At 73.1% G+C, this 19,820-nt stretch carries 17 protein-coding genes; 8 read left to right on the top strand and 9 right to left on the bottom strand.

The genetic code is table 11. From position 1 onward, the window contains the following. Positions 1–3 precede the first annotated feature (3 nt). Positions 4–1,800, top strand: coding sequence for a glycosyltransferase family 39 protein (locus AB0I91_RS00590; RefSeq protein WP_499634448.1), 1,797 nt, complete (start codon positions 4–6; stop codon positions 1,798–1,800). Here the strand turns inward: AB0I91_RS00590 and AB0I91_RS00595 are convergent. From AB0I91_RS00595 to AB0I91_RS00615, 5 genes are all read right to left on the bottom strand, one after another. Then, positions 1,785–2,633 (bottom strand): SGNH/GDSL hydrolase family protein, encoded by an 849-nt coding sequence (locus tag AB0I91_RS00595; protein ID WP_498772480.1) that lies wholly within the window; start codon positions 2,631–2,633, stop codon positions 1,785–1,787. The two genes, AB0I91_RS00590 and AB0I91_RS00595, sit on opposite strands and share 16 nt — an antisense overlap. Before the next feature lie 51 nt (positions 2,634–2,684). After that, a complete protein-coding gene (locus tag AB0I91_RS00600; protein WP_498772478.1) occupies positions 2,685–3,884 on the bottom strand; it encodes a hypothetical protein in 1,200 nt (399 codons plus the stop codon). Between the two features lie 111 nt (positions 3,885–3,995). Then, the gene (locus AB0I91_RS00605; RefSeq protein WP_498772476.1) at positions 3,996–4,937 is read right to left on the bottom strand and encodes a DUF389 domain-containing protein; all 942 of its coding nucleotides are present in this window, start codon (positions 4,935–4,937) and stop codon (positions 3,996–3,998) included. A gap of 4 nt (positions 4,938–4,941) precedes the next feature. Next, positions 4,942–6,720 (bottom strand): aspartate--tRNA ligase, encoded by a 1,779-nt coding sequence (gene aspS, locus AB0I91_RS00610; RefSeq protein WP_498772474.1) that lies wholly within the window; start codon positions 6,718–6,720, stop codon positions 4,942–4,944. Between the two features lie 65 nt (positions 6,721–6,785). Continuing rightward, a complete protein-coding gene (locus AB0I91_RS00615) occupies positions 6,786–7,217 on the bottom strand; it encodes a GtrA family protein (protein WP_498772472.1) in 432 nt (143 codons plus the stop codon). Positions 7,218–7,266: 49 nt separating this feature from the next. Between AB0I91_RS00615 and dprE1 the strand changes: the two genes are divergently transcribed. Genes dprE1 through AB0I91_RS00640 form a run of 5 tightly spaced genes read left to right on the top strand, consistent with a single transcriptional unit; the run spans position 7,267 to position 12,566 of the window. Then, positions 7,267–8,610, top strand: coding sequence for a decaprenylphosphoryl-beta-D-ribose oxidase (gene dprE1, locus AB0I91_RS00620; protein ID WP_499634452.1), 1,344 nt, complete (start codon positions 7,267–7,269; stop codon positions 8,608–8,610). After that, positions 8,607–9,362 (top strand): decaprenylphospho-beta-D-erythro-pentofuranosid-2-ulose 2-reductase, encoded by a 756-nt coding sequence (gene dprE2, locus AB0I91_RS00625; protein ID WP_499634454.1) that lies wholly within the window; start codon positions 8,607–8,609, stop codon positions 9,360–9,362. Before dprE1 ends, dprE2 begins: the two co-directional genes overlap by 4 nt. Next, positions 9,359–11,056 carry a hypothetical protein gene (locus tag AB0I91_RS00630; RefSeq protein WP_499612756.1) on the top strand — a complete coding sequence of 566 codons (1,698 nt, stop codon included), beginning with the start codon at positions 9,359–9,361 and terminating at the stop codon, positions 11,054–11,056. The genes dprE2 and AB0I91_RS00630 overlap by 4 nt, the downstream gene beginning before the upstream one ends. Continuing rightward, positions 11,053–11,619, top strand: a complete 567-nt coding sequence (locus AB0I91_RS00635; RefSeq protein ID WP_499612758.1) for a phosphatase PAP2 family protein — start codon at positions 11,053–11,055, stop codon at positions 11,617–11,619. The genes AB0I91_RS00630 and AB0I91_RS00635 overlap by 4 nt, the downstream gene beginning before the upstream one ends. After that, positions 11,616–12,566 carry a decaprenyl-phosphate phosphoribosyltransferase gene (locus AB0I91_RS00640; protein ID WP_499634456.1) on the top strand — a complete coding sequence of 317 codons (951 nt, stop codon included), beginning with the start codon at positions 11,616–11,618 and terminating at the stop codon, positions 12,564–12,566. Before AB0I91_RS00635 ends, AB0I91_RS00640 begins: the two co-directional genes overlap by 4 nt. 171 nt (positions 12,567–12,737) lie before the next feature. On the opposite strand, the gene AB0I91_RS00645 is transcribed toward AB0I91_RS00640, so the two are convergent. Beyond that, positions 12,738–13,925: a S8 family peptidase gene (locus AB0I91_RS00645; protein WP_498772460.1), complete on the bottom strand. Its 1,188-nt coding sequence runs from the start codon at positions 13,923–13,925 to the stop codon at positions 12,738–12,740. A gap of 233 nt (positions 13,926–14,158) precedes the next feature. On the opposite strand from AB0I91_RS00645, the gene AB0I91_RS00650 reads away from it, so the two are divergent. After that, a complete protein-coding gene (locus AB0I91_RS00650; RefSeq protein ID WP_498772458.1) occupies positions 14,159–14,626 on the top strand; it encodes a GNAT family N-acetyltransferase in 468 nt (155 codons plus the stop codon). 1 nt (position 14,627) lies between these two features. On the opposite strand, the gene AB0I91_RS00655 is transcribed toward AB0I91_RS00650, so the two are convergent. Both AB0I91_RS00655 and AB0I91_RS00660 read right to left on the bottom strand, forming a co-directional pair. Continuing rightward, complete coding sequence (locus tag AB0I91_RS00655; RefSeq protein ID WP_499612763.1) at positions 14,628–15,752, bottom strand: S8 family peptidase; 1,125 nt, start codon at positions 15,750–15,752, stop codon at positions 14,628–14,630. 34 nt (positions 15,753–15,786) lie between these two features. After that, a complete protein-coding gene (locus AB0I91_RS00660) occupies positions 15,787–16,911 on the bottom strand; it encodes a S8 family peptidase (protein WP_499634458.1) in 1,125 nt (374 codons plus the stop codon). 939 nt (positions 16,912–17,850) lie between these two features. On the opposite strand from AB0I91_RS00660, the gene AB0I91_RS00665 reads away from it, so the two are divergent. Continuing rightward, positions 17,851–18,660, top strand: coding sequence for a hypothetical protein (locus tag AB0I91_RS00665; RefSeq protein WP_498772452.1), 810 nt, complete (start codon positions 17,851–17,853; stop codon positions 18,658–18,660). A gap of 1 nt (position 18,661) precedes the next feature. Here the strand turns inward: AB0I91_RS00665 and AB0I91_RS00670 are convergent, their stop codons facing one another. Next, positions 18,662–19,819: an acyl-CoA dehydrogenase family protein gene (locus tag AB0I91_RS00670; RefSeq protein ID WP_499612850.1), complete on the bottom strand. Its 1,158-nt coding sequence runs from the start codon at positions 19,817–19,819 to the stop codon at positions 18,662–18,664. Position 19,820: the final 1 nt, after the last annotated feature.

A 19,820-nucleotide genomic window follows, 5' to 3' on the forward strand; every position in this document is an offset into this window, starting at 1 on the left:
TCCATGACCACCGCAACCCTGACGGCGCCCGCACCCACCGCCAAGGCGCCGCCGGGCCGCAACCGGACCACGCCCGCGCTGGTCGTGCTGCTGACCGGCACGGCGGTGCTGTACCTGTGGAACATCACCGCGTCCGGTTGGGGCAACTCCTACTACGCCGCCGCGACCCAGGCGGGCGCGCAGAGCTGGACCGCGTGGCTGTTCGGCGGCCTCGACGCCGGTGGCGTGATCACCGTCGACAAACCGCCCGCCGCGCTGTGGGTGAGCGGGCTGTTCGCCCGCGTCTTCGGCTTCTCCAGCTGGACCGTGCTGGCGCCGCAGGCGATCGAGGGCGTGCTGGCCGTGTGGTTGTTGTACGCCACGGTGAAGCGCACGTCCGGCGCGGTGGCCGGGCTGATCGCGGGCGCGGCGCTCGCGGTGACGCCGGTGGCCGTGCTGATGTTCCGGTTCAACCTGCCCGACGCGCTGCTGGTGCTGCTGATGGTGGCCGCCGCGTACTGCACCGTGCGCGCGCTGGAGAAGGGTTCCGGCCGGTGGCTCGCGCTGGCGGGCGTCGCGGTCGGGTTCGCGTTCCTGGCCAAGATGGGGCAGGCGCTGCTGGTGCTGCCCGCGTTCACCGCCGCCTACCTGCTCGCCGCGCCGACCACGCTGCCCAAGCGGTTGCTGCACCTGCTCGGCGCGGGCCTCGCCGTGGTCGTGTCCGCCGGGTGGTTCATCGCGCTGGTCGAGCTGTGGCCGCGCGAGTCGCGCCCCTACATCGGCGGGTCCGACGACGACTCGCTGTGGGAGCTGGCCATGGGCTACAACGGCCTGGGCCGGATCTTCGGCGGACGCGGCGGCGGCGGCGTCATCGCGGGCGGCGGCAACGCCAACCTGGGCTTCGGTGGCGAGACCGGCATCGGCCGGCTGTTCGGCGCGAGCATGGGCGCCGAGATCTCGTGGCTGCTCCCGGCCGCGCTCGTCGGGGTGGTCGCGGGGCTGTGGTTCACCCGCCGGCTGCCGCGCACCGACCGCACCCGCGCGGCCCTGGTCATGTGGGGCCTGTGGGTGGTGGGCAACGGGATCGTGTTCAGCTTCATGAGCGGCATCTCGCACCCCTACTACACCGTCGCCGTCGCGCCGGGCGTCGCCGCGCTCGTCGCCATCGCCGGCCGGGAGCTGTGGCGCGGCCGGGCGCACCTGCCGGTGCGCGTCGCGCTGGCGGCGATGGTCGCCGCCGCCGGGTTCTGGGGCTTCGCGCTGCTCCAGCGGTTCGGCGAGTGGCTGCCCGCGCTGCGCTGGGTCGTGGCGGCGCTGACCGTGCTGGTGGCCACGGCGGTCGTGATGGGCGTGCGCCGGGTCACCGCGCTCGCGTTGGCCACCTCGGTGCTCTCCACCGCGGCGTTCGGCGTGGCGACGGCCGCCACCCCGCACTCCGGGTCCATCCCGATGTCCGGTCCCCCGTCCTACGCGAGCCAGATGGGCGGTGGCCCGTTGGGTGAGACCTCCGCCGAGGTGATCGAGCTGCTCAAGGCCACCACCGGCACGTGGGCGGCGGCGACGGTGAGCGCGCAGAGCGCGGCGGACCTCTCGCTGTCCTCGGGCAAGGCCGTGATCGGCATCGGCGGCTGGAGCGGCGGCGACCCCGCGCCCACGCTGGAGGAGTTCCGGCAGTACGTGGCGGACGGCCGGATCGGCTACTTCGTCTCCGGCGGCGGCATGGGCGGCGGGCCGCGCGGCGACAACGAGATCAGCGAGTGGGTGGCGGCGAACTACGCGGCCGAGACGATCGGCGGGTCGACCGTCTACAAGCTCGGCTGACGCCACCCGGGCGGGGCGGTGGTCGTCACGGCCACCGCCTCCGCACCGGACGGGTCGACGACGTAGCGCGGCGGCTCCGGCAGGCCCGCCCAGGAGCGGTACACGATGGTGGCCGCGTAGGGGACCAGGTCGCGGCCACGCCGCCAGAGCCACGGGATCCCCTTCACCACGAGCCAGCCCGCGTGGTGCAGCGGTGTCACCTTGAGCCCGCCCGTGCAGACCAGGGACACCCGGCCCGGCACCTCGCAGCCGGCCCGCGCCAACCGCGCCGCGAACGCCGCCGCGAGCCGCCGGTGCCCCGACTCCGACGGGTGCAGCCGGTCGACCGCCCACGTCTGCACCGAGTACGCGCCTTCCATCCGGTCCAAATCGACGCACTCGATCCCGTGCCGCCGCACCACCGCGTCGATGATCCCGTTCAGCTCGGCGATCCGCGCCCGCAACGCCCGCCGCAACGCGCCCGGCAACCGGAACACCCGGCTGTGGTCGTGGAACCGCACCGTGACCACGGCGGAGCCGACCGAAACCAGCGCGCCCACGATCGCGTCCAGGTCGAGGTGGAGCTGCCGGGCGTCGAAGTCGGACCGCAGCGTGTCGTTCATGCCCACCAGCAGCACGGCCGCGTCGGGCCGCGCGGGCAGGACCTCCGGCAGCTGCTCGTGCCGCACCGAGGCCACCCGCGCACCCGTGAACGAGGCGTTCAGGTACCGCGCGTGCGGCAGCGCCGCCGCGAGCAGCGGGCCGACGCCGCGCCACCCACCGGGCACGGGGTCGCCCACGCCCACCGTCGTCGAGTCACCGAGGACCACCAACGTGCGCACCGTCTTGGCCACACCGGAACGATCGCGCAGCCACGTGACGCGACGGGGACGAACAGCCCAACGCTATCGGAATGCCGGGTACAGCGGCAGTTCCGCGGCCCGCGCGCCGTACCGCGACACCAGCGCCGAGATGACCTCGTCGGCGTGCGCGGCGATGTGCTTCGCGCCCGCCGCCAGCGCGTCCTGCCGCAACCGCACCCACCGGGACGTCAGCACGACCACGCGCGGCGGCGAGTCCAACGGCCGGTGACCCGACGGCAGCGACGAGTCCAGCCCCGGCAGCCCGCGCCACGTGCCGAGCCACACCCACAGCAGCTGCGCCTCCAGCAGCCGCGGCAGGAACACCGCGTCGTCGTCCAGGTCCGGCCACACCGAGGACACCTCGGCCCGCCACGCCGCGACCATCGCCTCCGACATGCCCGCGGGCAGCCCGTAGGCGCACCAGCACGACGGGAACGGCACCCGCAGGCACGCCGCGTCGAACACGATGTCGCGCACGCACCCGCCCTCGAAGTCGAGGAACCGGACGCCCTTGCTGGTCACGAGGTGGTTGTCCGGGCACGACGTGGACGGGCTGAACGCCCGCCGGCGGGACGTGACGAACCCCCGCACGGCCTGCTCGGCGAACGCGCGCACGGAGTCGGGCGTGTCGACCTCCAACGAGTCGAACAGCAGCTCGGGCAGCCCGGCCAACGCCGTGTGCACGTCCACCACGATCGGGTCGGCGCAGCACTGCGCGCCCTGGCGGCGCATCAGCGCGTCGAAGTCCGCGTCACGCCCGGCGGTCGTCGCGTGCAGCCGGCCCATGGCGTGCGCCCACGACAGCAGGCCGCGTTCCGCGGCACGCGCGTCGGAGCCGAGCAGCTTCTCCGCCAGCCGCGGCGCCTTGCCCAGGTCTTCGAGCACGACGAGCCGCTTGGCGTTGTCCTGCGCGACCAGCTCGGGGGTGAGGCGCTCCTCGGACGGCAGCGCGGTGAGCAGCTTGTGGCTCACCACCTCGTGCGCGAACGGGTCGCGGTCGGCCACCGGCGAGGGGTAGCGCTTGACCACCAGCGTGCGGGGCAGCGAGAACGGGGTGTGGGCCACCCGGACGCGCGCGACCACGGACCGGCCGGCACCCCCGAGGTCCTCGGGGTCGGCCAGCCGAACCGGTGCGCCGAACCTCTTGCTCAGCACCGACTGGGCCGCTGCCACCGCGTCGTCGAGCTCGGAGGGGGCAGCGTCGTCGATGTCGTGCGGGCCGGCGGTGATCTCCACGCTCATCTCCTCCGACCCTACTCCCGGTGGCGACCGATCTGACAGAACCCGTCCGGGCACCGTGACGGTAGTGCTCACGGTCCGGCCGTTCCACCTTTTGTGGAAATCAGCGCCGGGTCAACCGTCGGCGAGCGGTCGTCCCAGGTCCCGGACCCGCGCCCGGCGGTTGCGCAACGCCAGGACCAGCGCCGCCGCCGCCACGATGCCGACCAGGTTCACCGCGAGTTGTGCAATCGACTGGAGACATATGTCCCACTCACCGAGAACGGCGGCCAGCGCGGCGTAGCCGGCGGCGGGCACCGTGGTGACCGAAATGAACACCCCGACGAGCGCCGCGGACTTCGCCGACGTCATCGACAGCATCCCGGCCGCGCCCGCGAGCAGCGCCACGATCAACGAGAACGGCCCCACCTGGAACACGAAGTCGACCTGGTGCGCGGACAGCACCATGTCCCGGTCGAACAGGTCGGTGAACGAGCCCGCGAACGCGCCGCCCGCGGTGATCGCCATGGCCACCGGGAACCCGGCCGCCAGCGCCAGCGCGGCGCGCCGCACCAGGTCCCAGCGCCGCAGCACCAGCCCGACCGCGATCGCGGCCAGCGGGCCGAACTCCGGCCCGACGACCATCGCGCCGACGATGGTGATCGGCGAGTCGGTCACCACGCCGACCGCCGCGAGCAGGCACGCGATGGTCAGGAACGACAGGAACGTGGCGTTGAGCCGCGACTCCTCGCCGGTGCGGGACAGCAACTCCTCCCACACCACGGCGTCGGCCGCGTCACCGGGCGCGGCCTCCTCGGCGCGGTCGGCCGCGTCGGACAGCGCGGTGTCGATCAGCTCCAGCGTGACGCCGCCGTCGCGGTCGACGCCGAGGTCGCACAGGGCGGACACGACGCCGTCGGTGGCCTCCCGCGCGACGTCGGCCTCCACCACGTCACCCGCCGGGTCGACGGCCGCGCCGCGCAGGACCACGACGTGCGTCACGCCGGGGTCCTGTCGCAGCGCGGCCAGCACCGCGTCGGTGCGCTCGACCGGGCAGATGGCGCGCAGGTGCAGCACGGTGCTATTGCTTCTCCGCGGGCGCGGGCTTGAAGTCGACGCCCGCCTCCTTGCGCTGCTGCGCGGTGATCGGCGCCGGCGCGGCGGTCAGCGGGTCGTAGCCGCCGCCGCTCTTCGGGAACGCGATGACCTCGCGGATCGAGTCGTACCCGCCGAGCAGCATGGCGATCCGGTCCCAGCCGAACGCGATGCCGCCGTGCGGCGGCGCGCCGTAGGAGAAGGCGTCGAGCAGGAAGCCGAACTTCTCCTGCGCCTCCTCGGGCGTGATGCCCATGACCTGGAACGCCCGCTGCTGCACGTCCGCGCGGTGGATACGGATCGACCCGCCGCCGATCTCGTTGCCGTTGCAGACGATGTCGTAGGCGTAGGCCAGGGCGTTGCCCGGGTCCTCCTCGAACCGGTCGATCCACTCCGGCGTCGGCGAGGTGAACGCGTGGTGCAGCGCGGTCCACTTGCCGCTGCCCACCGCCACGTCGTCGCCGATCTTGTCGACCGCCTCGAACATCGGGAAGTCCACGACCCACACGAACGACCAGGCGTTCTCGTCGATCAGGCCGACCCGGTGCGCGATCTCCACGCGGGCCGCGCCGAGCAGGGCGCGCGCGCCGTCCGGGTCGCCCGCGCCGAAGAAGACGCAGTCGCCCGGGTTCGCGCCGACGGCCTTGGCCAGGCCGTCGCGCTCGGCGTCGGAGAGGTTCTTGGCGACCGGGCCGCCGAGCGTGCCGTCCTCCTGGACCAGCACGTACGCCAGGCCGCGAGCGCCGCGCTGCTTGGCCCACTCCTGCCAGGCGTCGAGCGTGCGGCGGGGCTGCGACGCGCCGCCGGGCATGACGACCGCGCCCACGTACGGCGCCTGGAACACCCGGAACGGGGTGTCCTTGAAGTACTCGGTCAGCTCGGTGAGCTCGAGGTCGAAGCGCAGGTCCGGCTTGTCCGTGCCGTACTTGGCCATGGCCTCGGCGTAGGAGATGCGGCGGAACGGCCGGGCGATCTCGTGGTCGGCCAGGTCCTTCCACAGCGCGGAGACGATCTTCTCGCCGAGCGCGATCACGTCGTCCTGCTCGACGAAGCTCATCTCGATGTCGAGCTGGGTGAACTCGGGCTGCCGGTCGGCGCGGAAGTCCTCGTCGCGGTAGCAGCGGGCGATCTGGTAGTACCGCTCCAGGCCGCCGACCATGAGCAGCTGCTTGAACAGCTGCGGCGACTGCGGCAGCGCGTACCAGGAGCCGGGGCGCAGGCGGGCGGGCACCAGGAAGTCGCGCGCGCCCTCGGGGGTGGAGCGGGTCAGGGTCGGCGTCTCGACCTCGACGAAGTCCTCGGCGTGCAGCACCTCGCGGGCGATCCGGTTGGCCTCGCTGCGCAGCCGCATGGCCTTGGCCGGCCCGGTGCGGCGCAGGTCGAGGTAGCGGTGCCGGAGGCGGGCCTCCTCGCCGACCTCCAGGTGCTCGTCGAGCTGGAACGGCAGCGGGGCGGCCTCGTTGAGCACCACCAGCTCGCTGGCGTAGACCTCGATGTCGCCGGTGGCCAGCTCGGGGTTCTCGCTGCCCTCGGGGCGGCGGGTCACGTCGCCGACGACCTTGACCACGTACTCCGAGCGCAGCTTGTGCGCGCGCTCGGCCATCTCGCCCTCGCGGAAGACGACCTGGGCCACGCCGGAGGCGTCCCGGAGGTCGATGAAGATCACGCCACCGTGATCGCGCCTGCGTGCCACCCACCCGGTCAGGGTGACGGACTGCCCGGCGTGCTCGGCGCGGAGCTTCCCGGCCTCGTGCGTGCGCATCACGGGAACTGCTCTCCTCGGTGTTCGCTGCTTCTGGGGTCAGCTCGGCTGACGGCTGGTCGTCAAGGCTAGCCAACGACCCGGTGCCCGACGCCACCAGGTTTCCCGACGCGGAAGACCACCGCGCGCAGGCCGGCGAAGTTGACGGCCGTGGCCACGCCCTGCGCGATCAGCCACGCCACCGCATATTCCACCCGAAAGGGTGGCAACAGGTGCAATACGAGCGCGTTGACCAATACGTTGGCGATGAATGTGCTGAGGTACAGCAGGGCGAACCCCGCCACCTGCCGCACACCCCCGGCAGGGACACCGAACGTCAACCGTCGATTGAGGAAGAACGCCGCCGTGGTGCCGATCGTGAAACTGACCGCCTTGGCGGCGTGCACCCACGCCCCGAATGCGAGAAGTGTGCTGTAGGTCCCGTAGTCGAGCCCCGCGCAGAGCGCTCCCACCAGCACGAACATCATCGCCTGACGGGTCGCGCCGCCGTTTCGCACCACCGTTTCGACACCTCTCGGATGGAATACCAGTGTCCGTTAGTCTGCGCCGATGCTAGTCAGGCTCTCCGGTTGGGGTCGCACCGCGCCGACGGTCGCGCGGGTCGTTTCCCCTCGTGATTTCGAGGCCGTCGCGAATATCGTGAAAGAATCCCGCGAACGGGGGGTGATCGCCCGCGGCCTCGGCCGCAGCTACGGCGATCCGGCGCAGAACGCGGGCGGCGTCGTGCTGGACATGACCCGATTCGACCGCATTCGCGGCGTCGCGGTCGACGACGGCCTGGTCGACGTGGAGGCGGGCGTTTCGCTGGACGCCCTGATGCGGGCGCTGCTGCCGTTCGGGCTGTGGCCGCCGGTGCTGCCCGGCACGCGCCAGGTCACCGTGGGCGGCGCGATCGCCGCCGACGTGCACGGCAAGGGCCACCACGTCGTGGGCAGCTTCGGCGACCACGTGCGGTCGCTCGACCTGCTCACCGCGGACGGCTCGGTCCGCACGCTCACCCCCGACGGGAAGGGCTCGGCGTTGTTCTGGGCGACCGTCGGCGGCATGGGCCTGACCGGCGTGGTGCTGCGCGCGACGCTGAGCGTCGTCCCGGTGGAGACCTCCTACTTCGTGGTGGACACCGAGCAGGTGGACAACCTGGACGACCTGCTGGCCCGCCAGTCCGCCGACGACGACCGCTACGCCGAGTCGGTGTCGTGGTTCGACGCCACCGCCACCGGGCCGCGGCTGGGCCGGGGCGTGCTGACCAGGGCGAACCACGCGCGGCTGGACGACCTGCCCGCGAAGCTGCGCCGTGACCCGCTGGCGTTCGACGCGCCCCGGCTGTTCACCGTGCCGGACGTGCTGCCCTCCGGGCTGCTCAACCGGGCGACCGGCCGGGCGTTCAGCGAGCTCTGGTACCGCAAGTCGCCCACGCGGTCCGGGCAGGTGCAGAACATCACCGAGTTCCTGCACCCGCTCGACGTGATCGGCGAGTGGAACCGGGGCTACGGCCCGCGCGGGTTCCTGCAGTACCAGTTCGTGGTGCCGTTCGCCGCGGTCGACGTGATCCGGCGGGTGGTGGAGCGCATCGCCTCGTCCGGCCACGTGTCGGCGTTGAACGTGCTCAAGCGGTTCGGGCCGGGCAACCGCGCGCCGCTGTCGTTCCCCGTGCCGGGCTGGACGTTGTGCGTGGACCTGCCGATCCGGCCCGGCCTCGCCGAGCTGTGCGACGAGCTGGACGGCCTGGTGCTCGACGCGGGCGGGCGGCACTACCTGGCCAAGGAGTCGCGGACCACGGCCGAGGCCGTCCGCCGCGGCTACCCCCGATTCGAAGAGTGGCGCGCGGTGCGCGCCTCGGTCGACCCGGACGGCGTCTTCGCGTCCGACATGTCCAGGAGGTTGAACCTGTGATCGACGCGGTGGGCACACCCCAGAGCCTGCTCGTGCTGGGCGGCACGTCCGAGATCGCGCTGGCGGTGGTCCGGCGCTACACCGCCACCCGCAAGCCGCGCGTGGTCCTCGCCGCCCGGCCCTCACCCCGGCGTGACGCGGCGGTGGCGGAGCTGGCGGCGGCGGGCGTGCCGGTGACGGCGGTGGACTTCGACGCGCGTGACGTCGGCGGTCACCCCGCCGTGCTGGACAAGGCCTTCGCCGACGGCGGGATCGACGTGGCGCTGGTGGCGTTCGGGGTGCTGGGCGACGCCGAGCGCGCCTGGCAGGACCACGAGGCGGCGGTCGAGCTGGCGGAGGTCAACTACACCGGCGCGGTGTCGGTCGGCGTCGGGCTCGCCGAGCGGCTGCGCGCGCAGGGGCACGGCGTGATCGTCGCGCTGTCCTCCGTGGCGGGCGAGCGGGTGCGGCGGTCGAACTTCGCCTACGGCTCGACCAAGGCCGGGATGGACGCGTTCTACCAGGGGCTGGGCGAGGCGCTGCGCCCGCACGGCGTCACCGTCACCGTGGTGCGGCCGGGGTTCGTGCACACCCGGATGACCGACGGCCTGCGCCCGCCGCCGTTGTCGAGCACCGCGGACCAGGTGGCTCAGGTGGTCGTGAACGCGGTCCGCGACCGGCGCGAGCTGGTGTGGGCGCCCGCGCCGCTGCGGCTGGTGATGTCGGCGCTGCGGCACCTGCCCCGCGCCGTGTTCCGGCGGTTGCCGACGTGACCGCGACGACCGCGCCCGAGCGCGTCACCGGGCACGCGCCCGCCGCACGACCCGCGCGCCGCGCCCGGTGGGTCCTGCCGGTGGCGGGCGGCACGGCGTTGATCGCCTCGCACGGCGCGCTGTACGGCCACTGGCTGGTCGACGACGCGGCGATCACGTTCGCGTACGCGCGCACGATCACCGACGGCGCGGGCTCGGTGCTGCAGCCGGGCGCGGAGCCGACCGAGGCGTACTCGAACCCGGCGTGGTTGGCGCTGCTCGCGCTGGGCCGGTTGGTCGGGTTGTTCGACCGGGGCGCGATCTTCGGCGTGCCGGACTACGTGCTGTTCCCCAAGGTCCTCGCGGTGCTGTGCTGCGCGGGCGTGCTGCTGGCGTGCCACGCGGCCGCGCGCCGGGTGTTCCGCCGGCCGGGGCTGGTGACGGTGGCGTTCGGCGCGGTGCTGGCGGCCGTGCCGTCGTTCGTGGTCTGGGTGTTCTCCGGGCTGGAGAACCCGCTGTACGCGCTGGCGACGTGCTGGCTCGCGGTGGTGCTGTGCACGGCGGTGTTGGACGACCGGCTGCTGTCCGGGCGGGTGGCGGCGGTGGCCGGCGCGCTGGTCGCGCTGGCGGCGTTGACCCGGCCGGACGGGCTGATCTACGCCGGGGCGTACCCGCTGCTGGTGCTGCTGACGGCGCGCCGGGCCGGGTCGGCGGCGGCGGTGCGGTCGGTGGCGTTGTCCGCGGCGGTGTTCCTGGTGCCGTTCGGCGCTTACGTGGCGTGGCGGCGGGTGGAGTTCGGCCGGTGGCTGGCGCTGCCGGCGGCGGCGAAGAGCCAGGCCCCGCCCACCCTCGCGGGGTTCACCCGGGTCGGCGAGGTGGTGCAGTACGCCGGCGCCCTGGCCGTGCTGGTGGTGGCGCTGTGCGTGGGGCTGGCGCTGGCACGGGGCTCCCGGCTGGGGTCGGCGCTCGTCGCGCTGCTGGTGCCGTTCGGCTTGTCGTTGCTCGCGTTCGCGGTGCTGGAGCCCGACTGGATGGGGCAGCTGCGGTTCGCCACGCCCGTGTGGGTGCTGGGCGCGTTGGTCGCGGTGTTCGCCGTGGCGCGGGTGCTGGGGCGTGGGACGGCCCGGCGGCGTGCGGTGTTGTCGGTGGTCCTGGCCGTCGCGGTGCTGCCGACGGCGGCCCGGTTCACCGCCTCGGCGCGGGAGTTCCGCGCCGACCCGACGGTGCCGATGTGCCTGGTGGCCGAGACGTTCGGGCGCGGGTTCAACGGGCTGGCGGACGTGCTCGGCGCCGCGCGCCCCACCGTGGTGCTGCCGGACATCGGCGGCACCGCGTTGACGTCGAGGCTGGCGGTGGTCGACCTGGTCGGGCTGGCCGAGCCGAGGCTCGCGGACCTGTGGGGCGCGCGGGACATGGCCGGCGTCCGGGACTACGTGTTCGACCGGGTGAAGCCGACGTTCATCCACTCGCACGGCGAGTGGTCGCGGCTCACCGGCATCGCGGACGACCCGAGGATGGCGGCGGACTACCACCTGCTCTCGACCGGGCCGGCCGCGCGCGACTGGGTGCGCCGCGACGCCGTCCCCGACGCGGCGCGGTTGGCGCGGCTGCGCGACTACCTCCGGACCGACCTGGCCCGGGCCGAGGGCGTGCGGCTCGCCGCGCCCCGGGGCCACTGCGGCACCACCCTCCGCCCCGGGCAGGTGCCGGGATGACCGCCCACACCACCGCGCACACCACCGCTCGCCCCGCCACCGATCGCCGGAGGGCCGCCAGGTCTGCCGAGATCACCGTCCTGAACCAGGTGCAGGGTGCGTTCGGCCACCGGCTGGTGGTGGCGTCGGCGCGCGGGTTGTCGTGGTTCGGCGAGCACGGCGCGGGGTGGTTGGCGCTGGGGCTCGCGGGCGCGGCCGTGGACCGGGGGCGGCGGCGGGACTGGTTGGTCGCGACCGCCGGGGTCGCCGGGTCGCACGCGGTCGCCATCGCGGTCAAGCGCGTGGTCCGGCGGCAGCGGCCGGCCGACGAGTCCGTCGCCGTGCTGGCCGGCACGCCCAGCCGGCTCAGCTTCCCGTCCGCGCACGCCGTGTCGACCGCCGCCGCCGCGGTGCTGTTCTCGCGGCTCACCGGTCGCCGGCTGGAACCGGTGCTGGTGCCGCCCATGCTGTTGTCCCGGCTGGTGCTCGGCGTGCACTACCCCACCGACGTCGCGGCGGGCGCGGCGTTGGGCGCGGTGCTCGGGCGGTTGGTCGGCCGCAAGCTGGACGGAGCGGCGAGATGAGCGACACCGGTCAGAAGAGCGACACCGGCGAGCTGAACGAGACCGGTGAACCGGGCAGCACCACGGCGCGAGGCACCGGCGCGATCACCGGCCTGGTCCGCGCGGTCCGGCCGCACCAGTGGGTGAAGAACTTCCTCGTGCTGGCCGCGCCGTTCGCGGCGAACCGCCTGGGCGAGCCGGCGGTGCTGCTGGACACCGGGCTGGCCCTGGTCGCGTTCTGCCTGGCCGCCTCCGCGGTGTACCTGGTCAACGACGCGATCGACGTGGACGCCGACCGCGCGCACCCGACCAAGCGGCGCCGCCCGATCGCGGACGGCGTGGTCTCGACGCGCACGGCGTACGTGGCGGCGACGGCGCTGTTCGTCGCGGCCGTCGCCGTCTCCCTGGTCTCCGGCCCGCCGCTGGCCGTGGTGATCGGCGTCTACTGCGCCGCGCAACTGGGCTACTGCCTAGGGTGGAAGCACCAGCCGGTGATCGACCTGTGCATCGTGGCGTCGGGGTTCCTGCTGCGCGCCATCGCGGGCGGCATCGCGGCCGGCATCCCGCTGTCGCAGTGGTTCCTGCTGGTGACGGCGTTCGGCTCGCTGTTCATGGTGGCGGGCAAGCGGTACGCCGAGATCGTGCTCTACGAGCGGACGGGCGCGGAGATCCGCGCGTCGCTGCGCCGCTACTCGGCCAGCTACCTGCGGTTCGTCTGGGCCACCGCCGCCGCGATCATGATCCTGGCCTACTCGCTGTGGGCGTTCGAGATGCGCGAGCGCGCCGACTACGACTCCGGCTGGGCGATGCTGTCGATCGTGCCGTTCGTGGTGGCCGTGCTGCGGTACGCGGTCGACGTGGACGACGGTGGCGCGGGAGAGCCCGAGCGCATCGCCCTGCGCGACCACGTGCTCCAGGTGATCGGCGCCTGCTGGGTGGTGTCGCTGGCGCTGTCGATCTACGTGTGAACGCGGCGGCCCTCCCCCCTGCGCCACCACCTATGGACGCCGTGGGCCGCCGCGGCACCAGTATGCGCAGAGGGCGCTGAACGAACGGTGAGCAAACCTTGAACGCGCAGGTCAGGACACGCGACCGGGGCCGCCCCCGCAGGGACGGCCCCGGTTCGGGCGTAATGCGGATCAGGCGCTGGGCGCCAGGTAGAGCAGGCGGTTCGGCGAACCGCTGCCTGGGTTGGTCACCTTGCTCGCGGTCGACTGGCCGACCAGGTAGCTCGACACCTGGGCCGGGGTCGCCGTGCGGGCGCCCTGCAGGTAGCGGGCCGCCGCGCCGGCGACGTGCGGGGTCGCCATCGAGGTGCCGCTGATGGTGTTGGTGGCCGTGTCGCTGGTGTGCCACGCCGAGGTGATCGACGAGCCCGGCGCGAAGATGTCCAGGATCGAACCGTAGTTCGAGTAGCTGGCGCGGGCGTCGGTGTTGGTGGTCGCGCCCACCGTGATGGCCTCGGCCACGCGGGCCGGGGAGTAGTTGGACGCGTTGGCGTTGCTGTTGCCCGCCGCGACGGCGTAGGTGACGCCGGCGGCGACCGAGCGGCGCACGGCCGCGTCGATCGTGGTGGACACGCCGCCGCCGAGGCTCATGTTCGCCACGGCCGGCTTGACGTGGTTCGCGGTCACCCAGTCGATGCCCTCGATCACGTCGGCGAGGGTGCCGCTGCCGGCGTTGTTCAGCACGCGCACGCCGTAGATCGTCGCGCCCTTGGCGACGCCGTACTGGCTGCCCGCGATGGTGCCCGCGACGTGCGTGCCGTGGCCGTTGCCGTCCTGCGCGACGCTGTCGTTGTCGACCGCGTCGTACCCGTTGCGCGCACGACCGCCGAACGTGGTGTGGGTGATCCGGACGCCGGTGTCGATGACGTAGGCGTTCACGCCGCTGCCGGTCGAGGTGTAGCTGTAGGACGTGTCCAGCGGCAGGTTGCGCTGGTCGACGCGGTTGATGCCCCACGACGGCGGGTTGGTCTGCGTCGCCTGGATCGTGAAGACCTGGTCCTGCTCGACGTACTCGACGGCCGGGTTGGCCGCGAGCCGCTTGGCGGCCTGCTCGGGCAGCGACACGGCGAAGCCGTTCAGCGCGCTGCGGTAGACGGTGTCGACGTGGCCGCCGTACTGGTCCGCCAGGCTCTGGGCGGACGCGGCCGAGCCGTCCTTGAGCTTGACGATGAAGTGGTTCTGGACCTTGTTCGCGGCGTCGGCGGCGCGGATCTCGCCCTCGGCGGCCTGCGCCGGGGCGGCCAACAGGGAGGACGCGGTGACGACGAGCGCCGTCGCCCCGACCCCGGCCAGGAACCGGACCTGTCGTGACTGTCGCATGCGGGATTCCGTTCTTCGACGGTGACCCCAACCCACCCCGAGGAGCTGTGCAGGGCTCGGGGGTGACGTTGGGCCACCTTGCCCTCGCTGACAGTCATCACCGTAGGCAACCAGGGTGTTAACTCGGAAGTGTGAACATTTGCCAGTTGAGCGCTCAGCGTCAATAAACCGCCTGACCTGCGTGTTCCCATAATCCGGGCGCGGTCGCGTGACCGCGGCGCTACCGTCCGGACATGCGTTTGGAACCGGTCACCGAGGACAACTACCGGGCCGTCATCGGCCTGGAGGTCCATGAGGAGCAGCGGGCGTTCGTCGCGACGAACCTCAAGTCGATCGCGGACGCCTGGATCCACCGCCCGAAGTTGCAACCTCTTGCGCTGGTCAGCGGAGAGGAGCTGGTCGGCTTCACCCTGCTCGAACGCGACCGGCCCGAGGCGCTGCACATCGTCCGGTTCATGGTCGACCGGCGCGCGCAGGGCCGCGGCCTCGGCCGGAAGGGCCTGGCCGCGATCGCCGAGGTGGCGCGCTCGGAGGGCCGCACCGAGCTGGTGCTGAGCGTGGTGCCCGGCAACGCGGTGGCCCGCGGCCTGTACGCGGCGTTCGGCTTCACCGACACCGGCGAGGTGGACGGCGGCGAGCTCGTGATGCGCCACGAGCTCGCCCCGTCGTCGGCGCCGCCGGCTCACCTGGCCGAGCAGTAGGTCACCGGGTCGGCGACCAGTACAGCAGTCGGCCCCACGACAGCGGCGTCGCCTCGGAGACGACCGCCGAGTGCACCTGCGCGGGGGTGGCGGCGGGGTTGAGCTGGAGGAACCGCAGCGTCACGCCGGTGACGTACGCCGTGGCCAACGACGTGCCGCTGAGCGTGTTCGTGGCGGTGTCGCCGGTGTTCCACGCGACGGTGATGTTCATGCCGTACGCGTAGACGTCGACCACCGAGCCGTAGTTGGAGAACGTGGCCCGGGTGTCGGTCCTGGTGGCCGCGCCGGAGGTGAGCGCCTCCCGGACGCGGGCGGGCGAGTAGTTGGCCGCGTCGGAGGCGCTGCCGCCCGCCGTGACGGACGCCGTGACGCCCGCGGCGATGAGCCGGCGCACCGCGTCGTCCATCGCGGTGGACGCGCCGCCGCCCAGGCTGAGGTTGGCCGTGGCGGGCTTGACGTGGTTGCGCGCCACCCAGTCGATGCCCGCGATCACGCCCGCGGTCGTGCCGCCGCCCGAGCCGTTGAGCACCCGGACGCCGCACACCACCGCTTGCTTGGCGACGCCGTTCACGCGGCCCGCGATGAGGGACGCGACGGCCGTGCCGTGACCGTTGTCGTCCTGCGGCACGGTGTCGTTGTCGACCGCGTCGTAGCCGGGGCACGTGCGGCCCGCGATCTCGGTGTGGGTGGCCCGGATGCCCGTGTCGATCACGTACGCGCGGGTGCGCAGGCCCGTCGACGTGTAGCTGTACGTGCCGTCGACCGGCAGCGCGCGCTGGTCGATCCGGTCGAGGCCGAACGGCGCGTTGGTCTGGGTGGTGTGCGCCCGCACGACCTGGTCCTGCTCGACGTAGGCCACCGCCGGGTCGGCGGCGAGGCGTCGGGCCTGCGTCGCGGTCATCGTCGCGGCGAAGCCGTGCAGCGACGGGAACTCCCGGGTGACCCGGCCGTCGAGCCGGGCGGCGACCGCGCCCGCGGCGGCGACGTCCTCGAGCTTGACGATGTAGCTGCCGGGCACGGCGGTGGCCGAGCCGGCGTGCAGCACGGCGCCTTCGGCGTGCGCCGGCGCGGTGAGGGTGACGGCGGCGAGGGCGGCGACGCCCAGGCCGGACAGCAGTGTGCGCATGGCTGTTCCTTCGCAGGGTGAGGAGGGTGGGCTGCTAGCGCGTGGGCGGGAAGTGCAGGAGCCGGCCGCCCCACGGCACCGGCCCGGGGCGGGTCAGCTCGGTCTGCACCAGGGCGGGGAGGGCGCCCGGGTCGACCTGGAGGTACCGGGCGGCGACACCGGTGACGAACCCGGTCGCCATCGACGTGCCGCTGAGCGTGTTGGTGGCGGTGTCGCCGGTGTGCCACGCCGACGTGATGCCGACGCCGGCCGCGTACAGGTCCACGCCCGGTCCGTAGTTGGAGAACGGCGCCCTGGCGTCGGTCTGCGTGTGGGCGCCCGACGTGATCGCCTCGGCGACCCTGGCGGGCGAGGTGGAGCCGACTCCGGTGTTGCTGCCGCCCGCGGTGACGGACGCGGTGACGCCGGAGGCGATCAGCCGCCGCACCGCGTCGTCGAGCGCGGTGGACGCGCCGCCGCCCAGGCTGAAGTTCGCCACGGCGGGGCGGCTCGCGTTCAGCCGCACCCAGTCCACGCCCGCGATGACGCCGGCGACCGTGCCGCTGCCCTGGCCGTTGAGCACGCGCACGCCCACCACCCGCGCGCCCTTGGCCGCGCCGTACGTGCGGCCGGCGATGACGCCCGCGACGTGCGTGCCGTGGCCGTTGTCGTCCTGGGCGACGGAGTCGTTGTCCACGACGTCGTGGCCGTGCGCGGCCCGGCCGCCGAACTCCGCGTGCGTGACCCGGATGCCGGTGTCGATCACGTACGCGGTGACGCCCGCGCCGGTGGAGGTGTAGCCGTAGGTCGTGTCCAGCGGCAGGGCGGTCTGGTCGATCCGGTCCAGGCCCCACGGCGCGTTGGTCTGGGTGGTGTGCGCGCGCACGACCTGGTCCTGCTCGACGTACGCCACCGCCGGGTCGGCGGCGAGCCGGCGGGCCCGCGCCGGGGTGAGCGAGGCGGCGAAGCCGCCGAACGCGGGGTACTCGCGGGTCACCCGCCCGGCCAGCCGGCTCGTCACGGCGTCGGCCGCGGCGAGGTCCTTGAGCTTGACGATGTAGCTGCCGGGCACCGCCGTGGACGAGCCGGCGTGCAGGACGGCGCCCTCGGCGTGGGCGGGCGCGGCGAGCAGGGTGACGGTCAAGGCGGCCACGGCGACGCCCGGTAAGAGCTTTCGCATAGCGCTTTCCTCTGCGGGGTAAGGGGGTCCCCGGCGCGGATCACGCGCGGGGCTGCCAGTGTGCCGAACTCGGCGCGGGCGGTGGGTGTCCGTGCCGGAGTCGGTTCGGGGAACCACCACGGAGGTCGGCGCGATGTCAACCCGGCCGGAACCGCACTACGGCGGAGATGCACGTGCGGCGCGCCGGACAACGTGATTGAGAAGCGATTCAACGCTGTGGAGAAAATACGGCCGACGGCTCGATCGAAACGAGAGGTGGGCGTGTTCGACGCCAACACGGAGAAGTTCTCCGGGGTGACTATGTAACCGTTGGACCGGCGATCCGCGGTGCGGACCGGGCGGATGACACCCCCGCCGGCCGACCCCGGGTCCGCCACCAGCGACGACACCGGTGACCCGAGTATTGCCCCGGTGGTCAACGTGAGCTTCGGCATAGGGGTTCCGCCCTCGGTCGTGAACGGTCGCGGGCGCCGGGGATTGCGACCGGTGTCGAAGCCCGCGCCGGGAGGAGTGTGCCGTGCATCACCCCAGGTGCGCGAGGCCATGGGCCGGGGCGCGTACCGGGACAGGACCGAATGACCGAGCGCGGTGCGGCGATCGCGGTAGCCGGGATCTTCACACCCCCGGCGCACCACGCTGTTAATGAGAATTCAAGGATTCCACAGCCGACCGGATTTGCGGGTCCGATTCGGTCAAATTCAGGGCGGGAAACCCGATCGGCTGTACCGCCCCGGCGATTTCGCACGATAACGTCGCTCGCCTTGTCCTTGGGAGAACGGAGCGAAGATGCCTACGCCAGTCGTCGGACCGGAATCGCGGACGCGCGATCCCCGACGGATCGATGCGGGGGCCGACCCCTTCGCGGACGCATTGCGTGCGGCGATCCGCGCCAAAGGGCTCAGCCTGGAACGCATCCAGCACAAGCTGCGGACGCGAGGCGTGGCGGTCAGCATCGCCGCGCTGAGCTACTGGCAGTCCGGCCGCAGGCGGCCCGAACGACCGGACTCGCTCACCGCCGTCAGCCACCTGGAGGAGATCCTGGACGTCGGCGCGGGCGGGCTCAGCTCGCTGCTCGGACCGCCGCGGCCACGCGGCAAGGCCCGACCCCGTTCCCGCGTGTCCGGCCCGGAGGGCTGGGTCGGCGAGAGCGACTACGCGACCATCGCGGAACTGCTGGCCGACATCGACACCAGCACCGACCAGGACCTCACCCGGCTCAGCCTGCGCGACCAGGTGGAGCTCGCGATGGACGGCAGCACCCGCCGGGTGCGGTCGCGGCAGGTGCTGCGGGCCGAGCGCTCGGGCGTCGACCGCGTGCTGCTCGGCTACGACACCCGGCTGCCCGGCGACCCGCTGCCGGTCATCGGCACCCTGCGCTCGTGCAGACTGGGGCGGGTTTCCGCCGACCCGCGCAACGGTCTGATGGTCGCGGAACTGCTGCTCGACCGCCCGCTGCGCCGGGGCGAGCGGACGGCCGTCGAGTACGAGCTGATCCACGTCGCGCCGCACCACCCCACGTTCGACAACACCCACTCGCGGCGCTTCCGCCACCCCGTTCGCGAGTACGTCCTGGAGGTCCGGTACGACTCGCGGTGCCGACCCGCGCGGTGCGAGCAATTCACGACCGGTTTGACCGGTGGAGAACCGACCGACGTGCGCGAGACCCCGGTGGACACGTGGGGCTACGCGTACGCGGTCGCGCTGGACTTCGGGCCCGGCGTCGTCGGCTTGCGCTGGGACTGGACCTGACTCAGTAGGAGCGCGGCAACCTCAGCGTGTGCTGCGCCACGAAGTTCAGGATCATCTCCCGGCTGACCGGGGCGATGCGGGACAACCGGGACGCGGCCAGCATGGCGCCGAGTCCGTACTCGGCCGACAGCCCGTTGCCGCCGTGGACCTGGATGGCCTGGTCCACCGCCCCCGCCACCGCCTCCCCCGCCGCGTACTTGGCCATGTTGGCCGCCTCACCAGCAGCCCGGTCCTCCCCAGCGTCGTAGAGAGCCGCGGCCTTCTGGGTCATCAGCCTCGCCAGCTCGACCTGGATCGCGCACTGCGCCAACGGGTGCGCGATGCCCTGGTGCGCGCCGATCGGCGTGTCCCAGACCGTTCTGGTGCGGGCGTACTCACTCGCCTGGTCGAGTGCGCGGCGGGCCATGCCGGTGGCGAAGGACGCCGCCATGATCCGCTCCGGGTTGAGCCCCGCGAACAGCTGGGCCAAGCCCGCGTCCTCGGAGCCGACCAGCGCGTCCAGCGGCAGGCGCACGTCGTCGAAGAAGCAGGTGAACTGCTTCTCCGGCGACTGCACCTCCATCGGGATGTGCTGGTAGGTGAAGCCGGGCGCGTCCGTCGGCACGATCATCAAGGAGGGGAGCAGCCGCTGGCCGGTGGCGTCGACGTGCCGGGCGACGACCATCACCGCCTCGACCTCGTCGACGCCGGAGATGAACGACTTGCCGCCGGCGAGCACCCACTCGTCGCCGTCGCGGTGGACGGCGGTGGCGAGCTTGTGCGAGTTGGAGCCCGCGTCGGACTCGGTGATGGCGAAGGCCATCTTGGTGGTGCCGTCGGCGAACCCGGGCAGCCACTTCCGCTTCTGCTCGGCGGTGCCGAAGCGGGCGATGATCGTGGCGCAGATGGCGGGCGAGACGACGGTCAGCAGCAGCGGGCAGCCCGCTCTGGCCAGCTCCTCGCACACGGCGGCCAGGTCGCCGATGCCGCCGCCACCGCCGCCGTACTCCTCGGGCACGGCCACGCCGAGGTAGCCCAGCGCGCCCGCCTCGGCCCACAGCTCGTCGGTCTTCTCGCCGGCCTTCGCCTTGGCGGTGAAGTACTCGTGGCCGTACTTGCGGGCGAGGTCGGCGACGGCCCTGCGCAGCGCCTGCCGCTCCTCGCTCTCGGTGAAGTTGATC

This window comes from Actinosynnema sp. NPDC049800 (assembly GCF_040656635.1).
Lineage (GTDB): Bacteria > Actinomycetota > Actinomycetes > Mycobacteriales > Pseudonocardiaceae > Actinosynnema.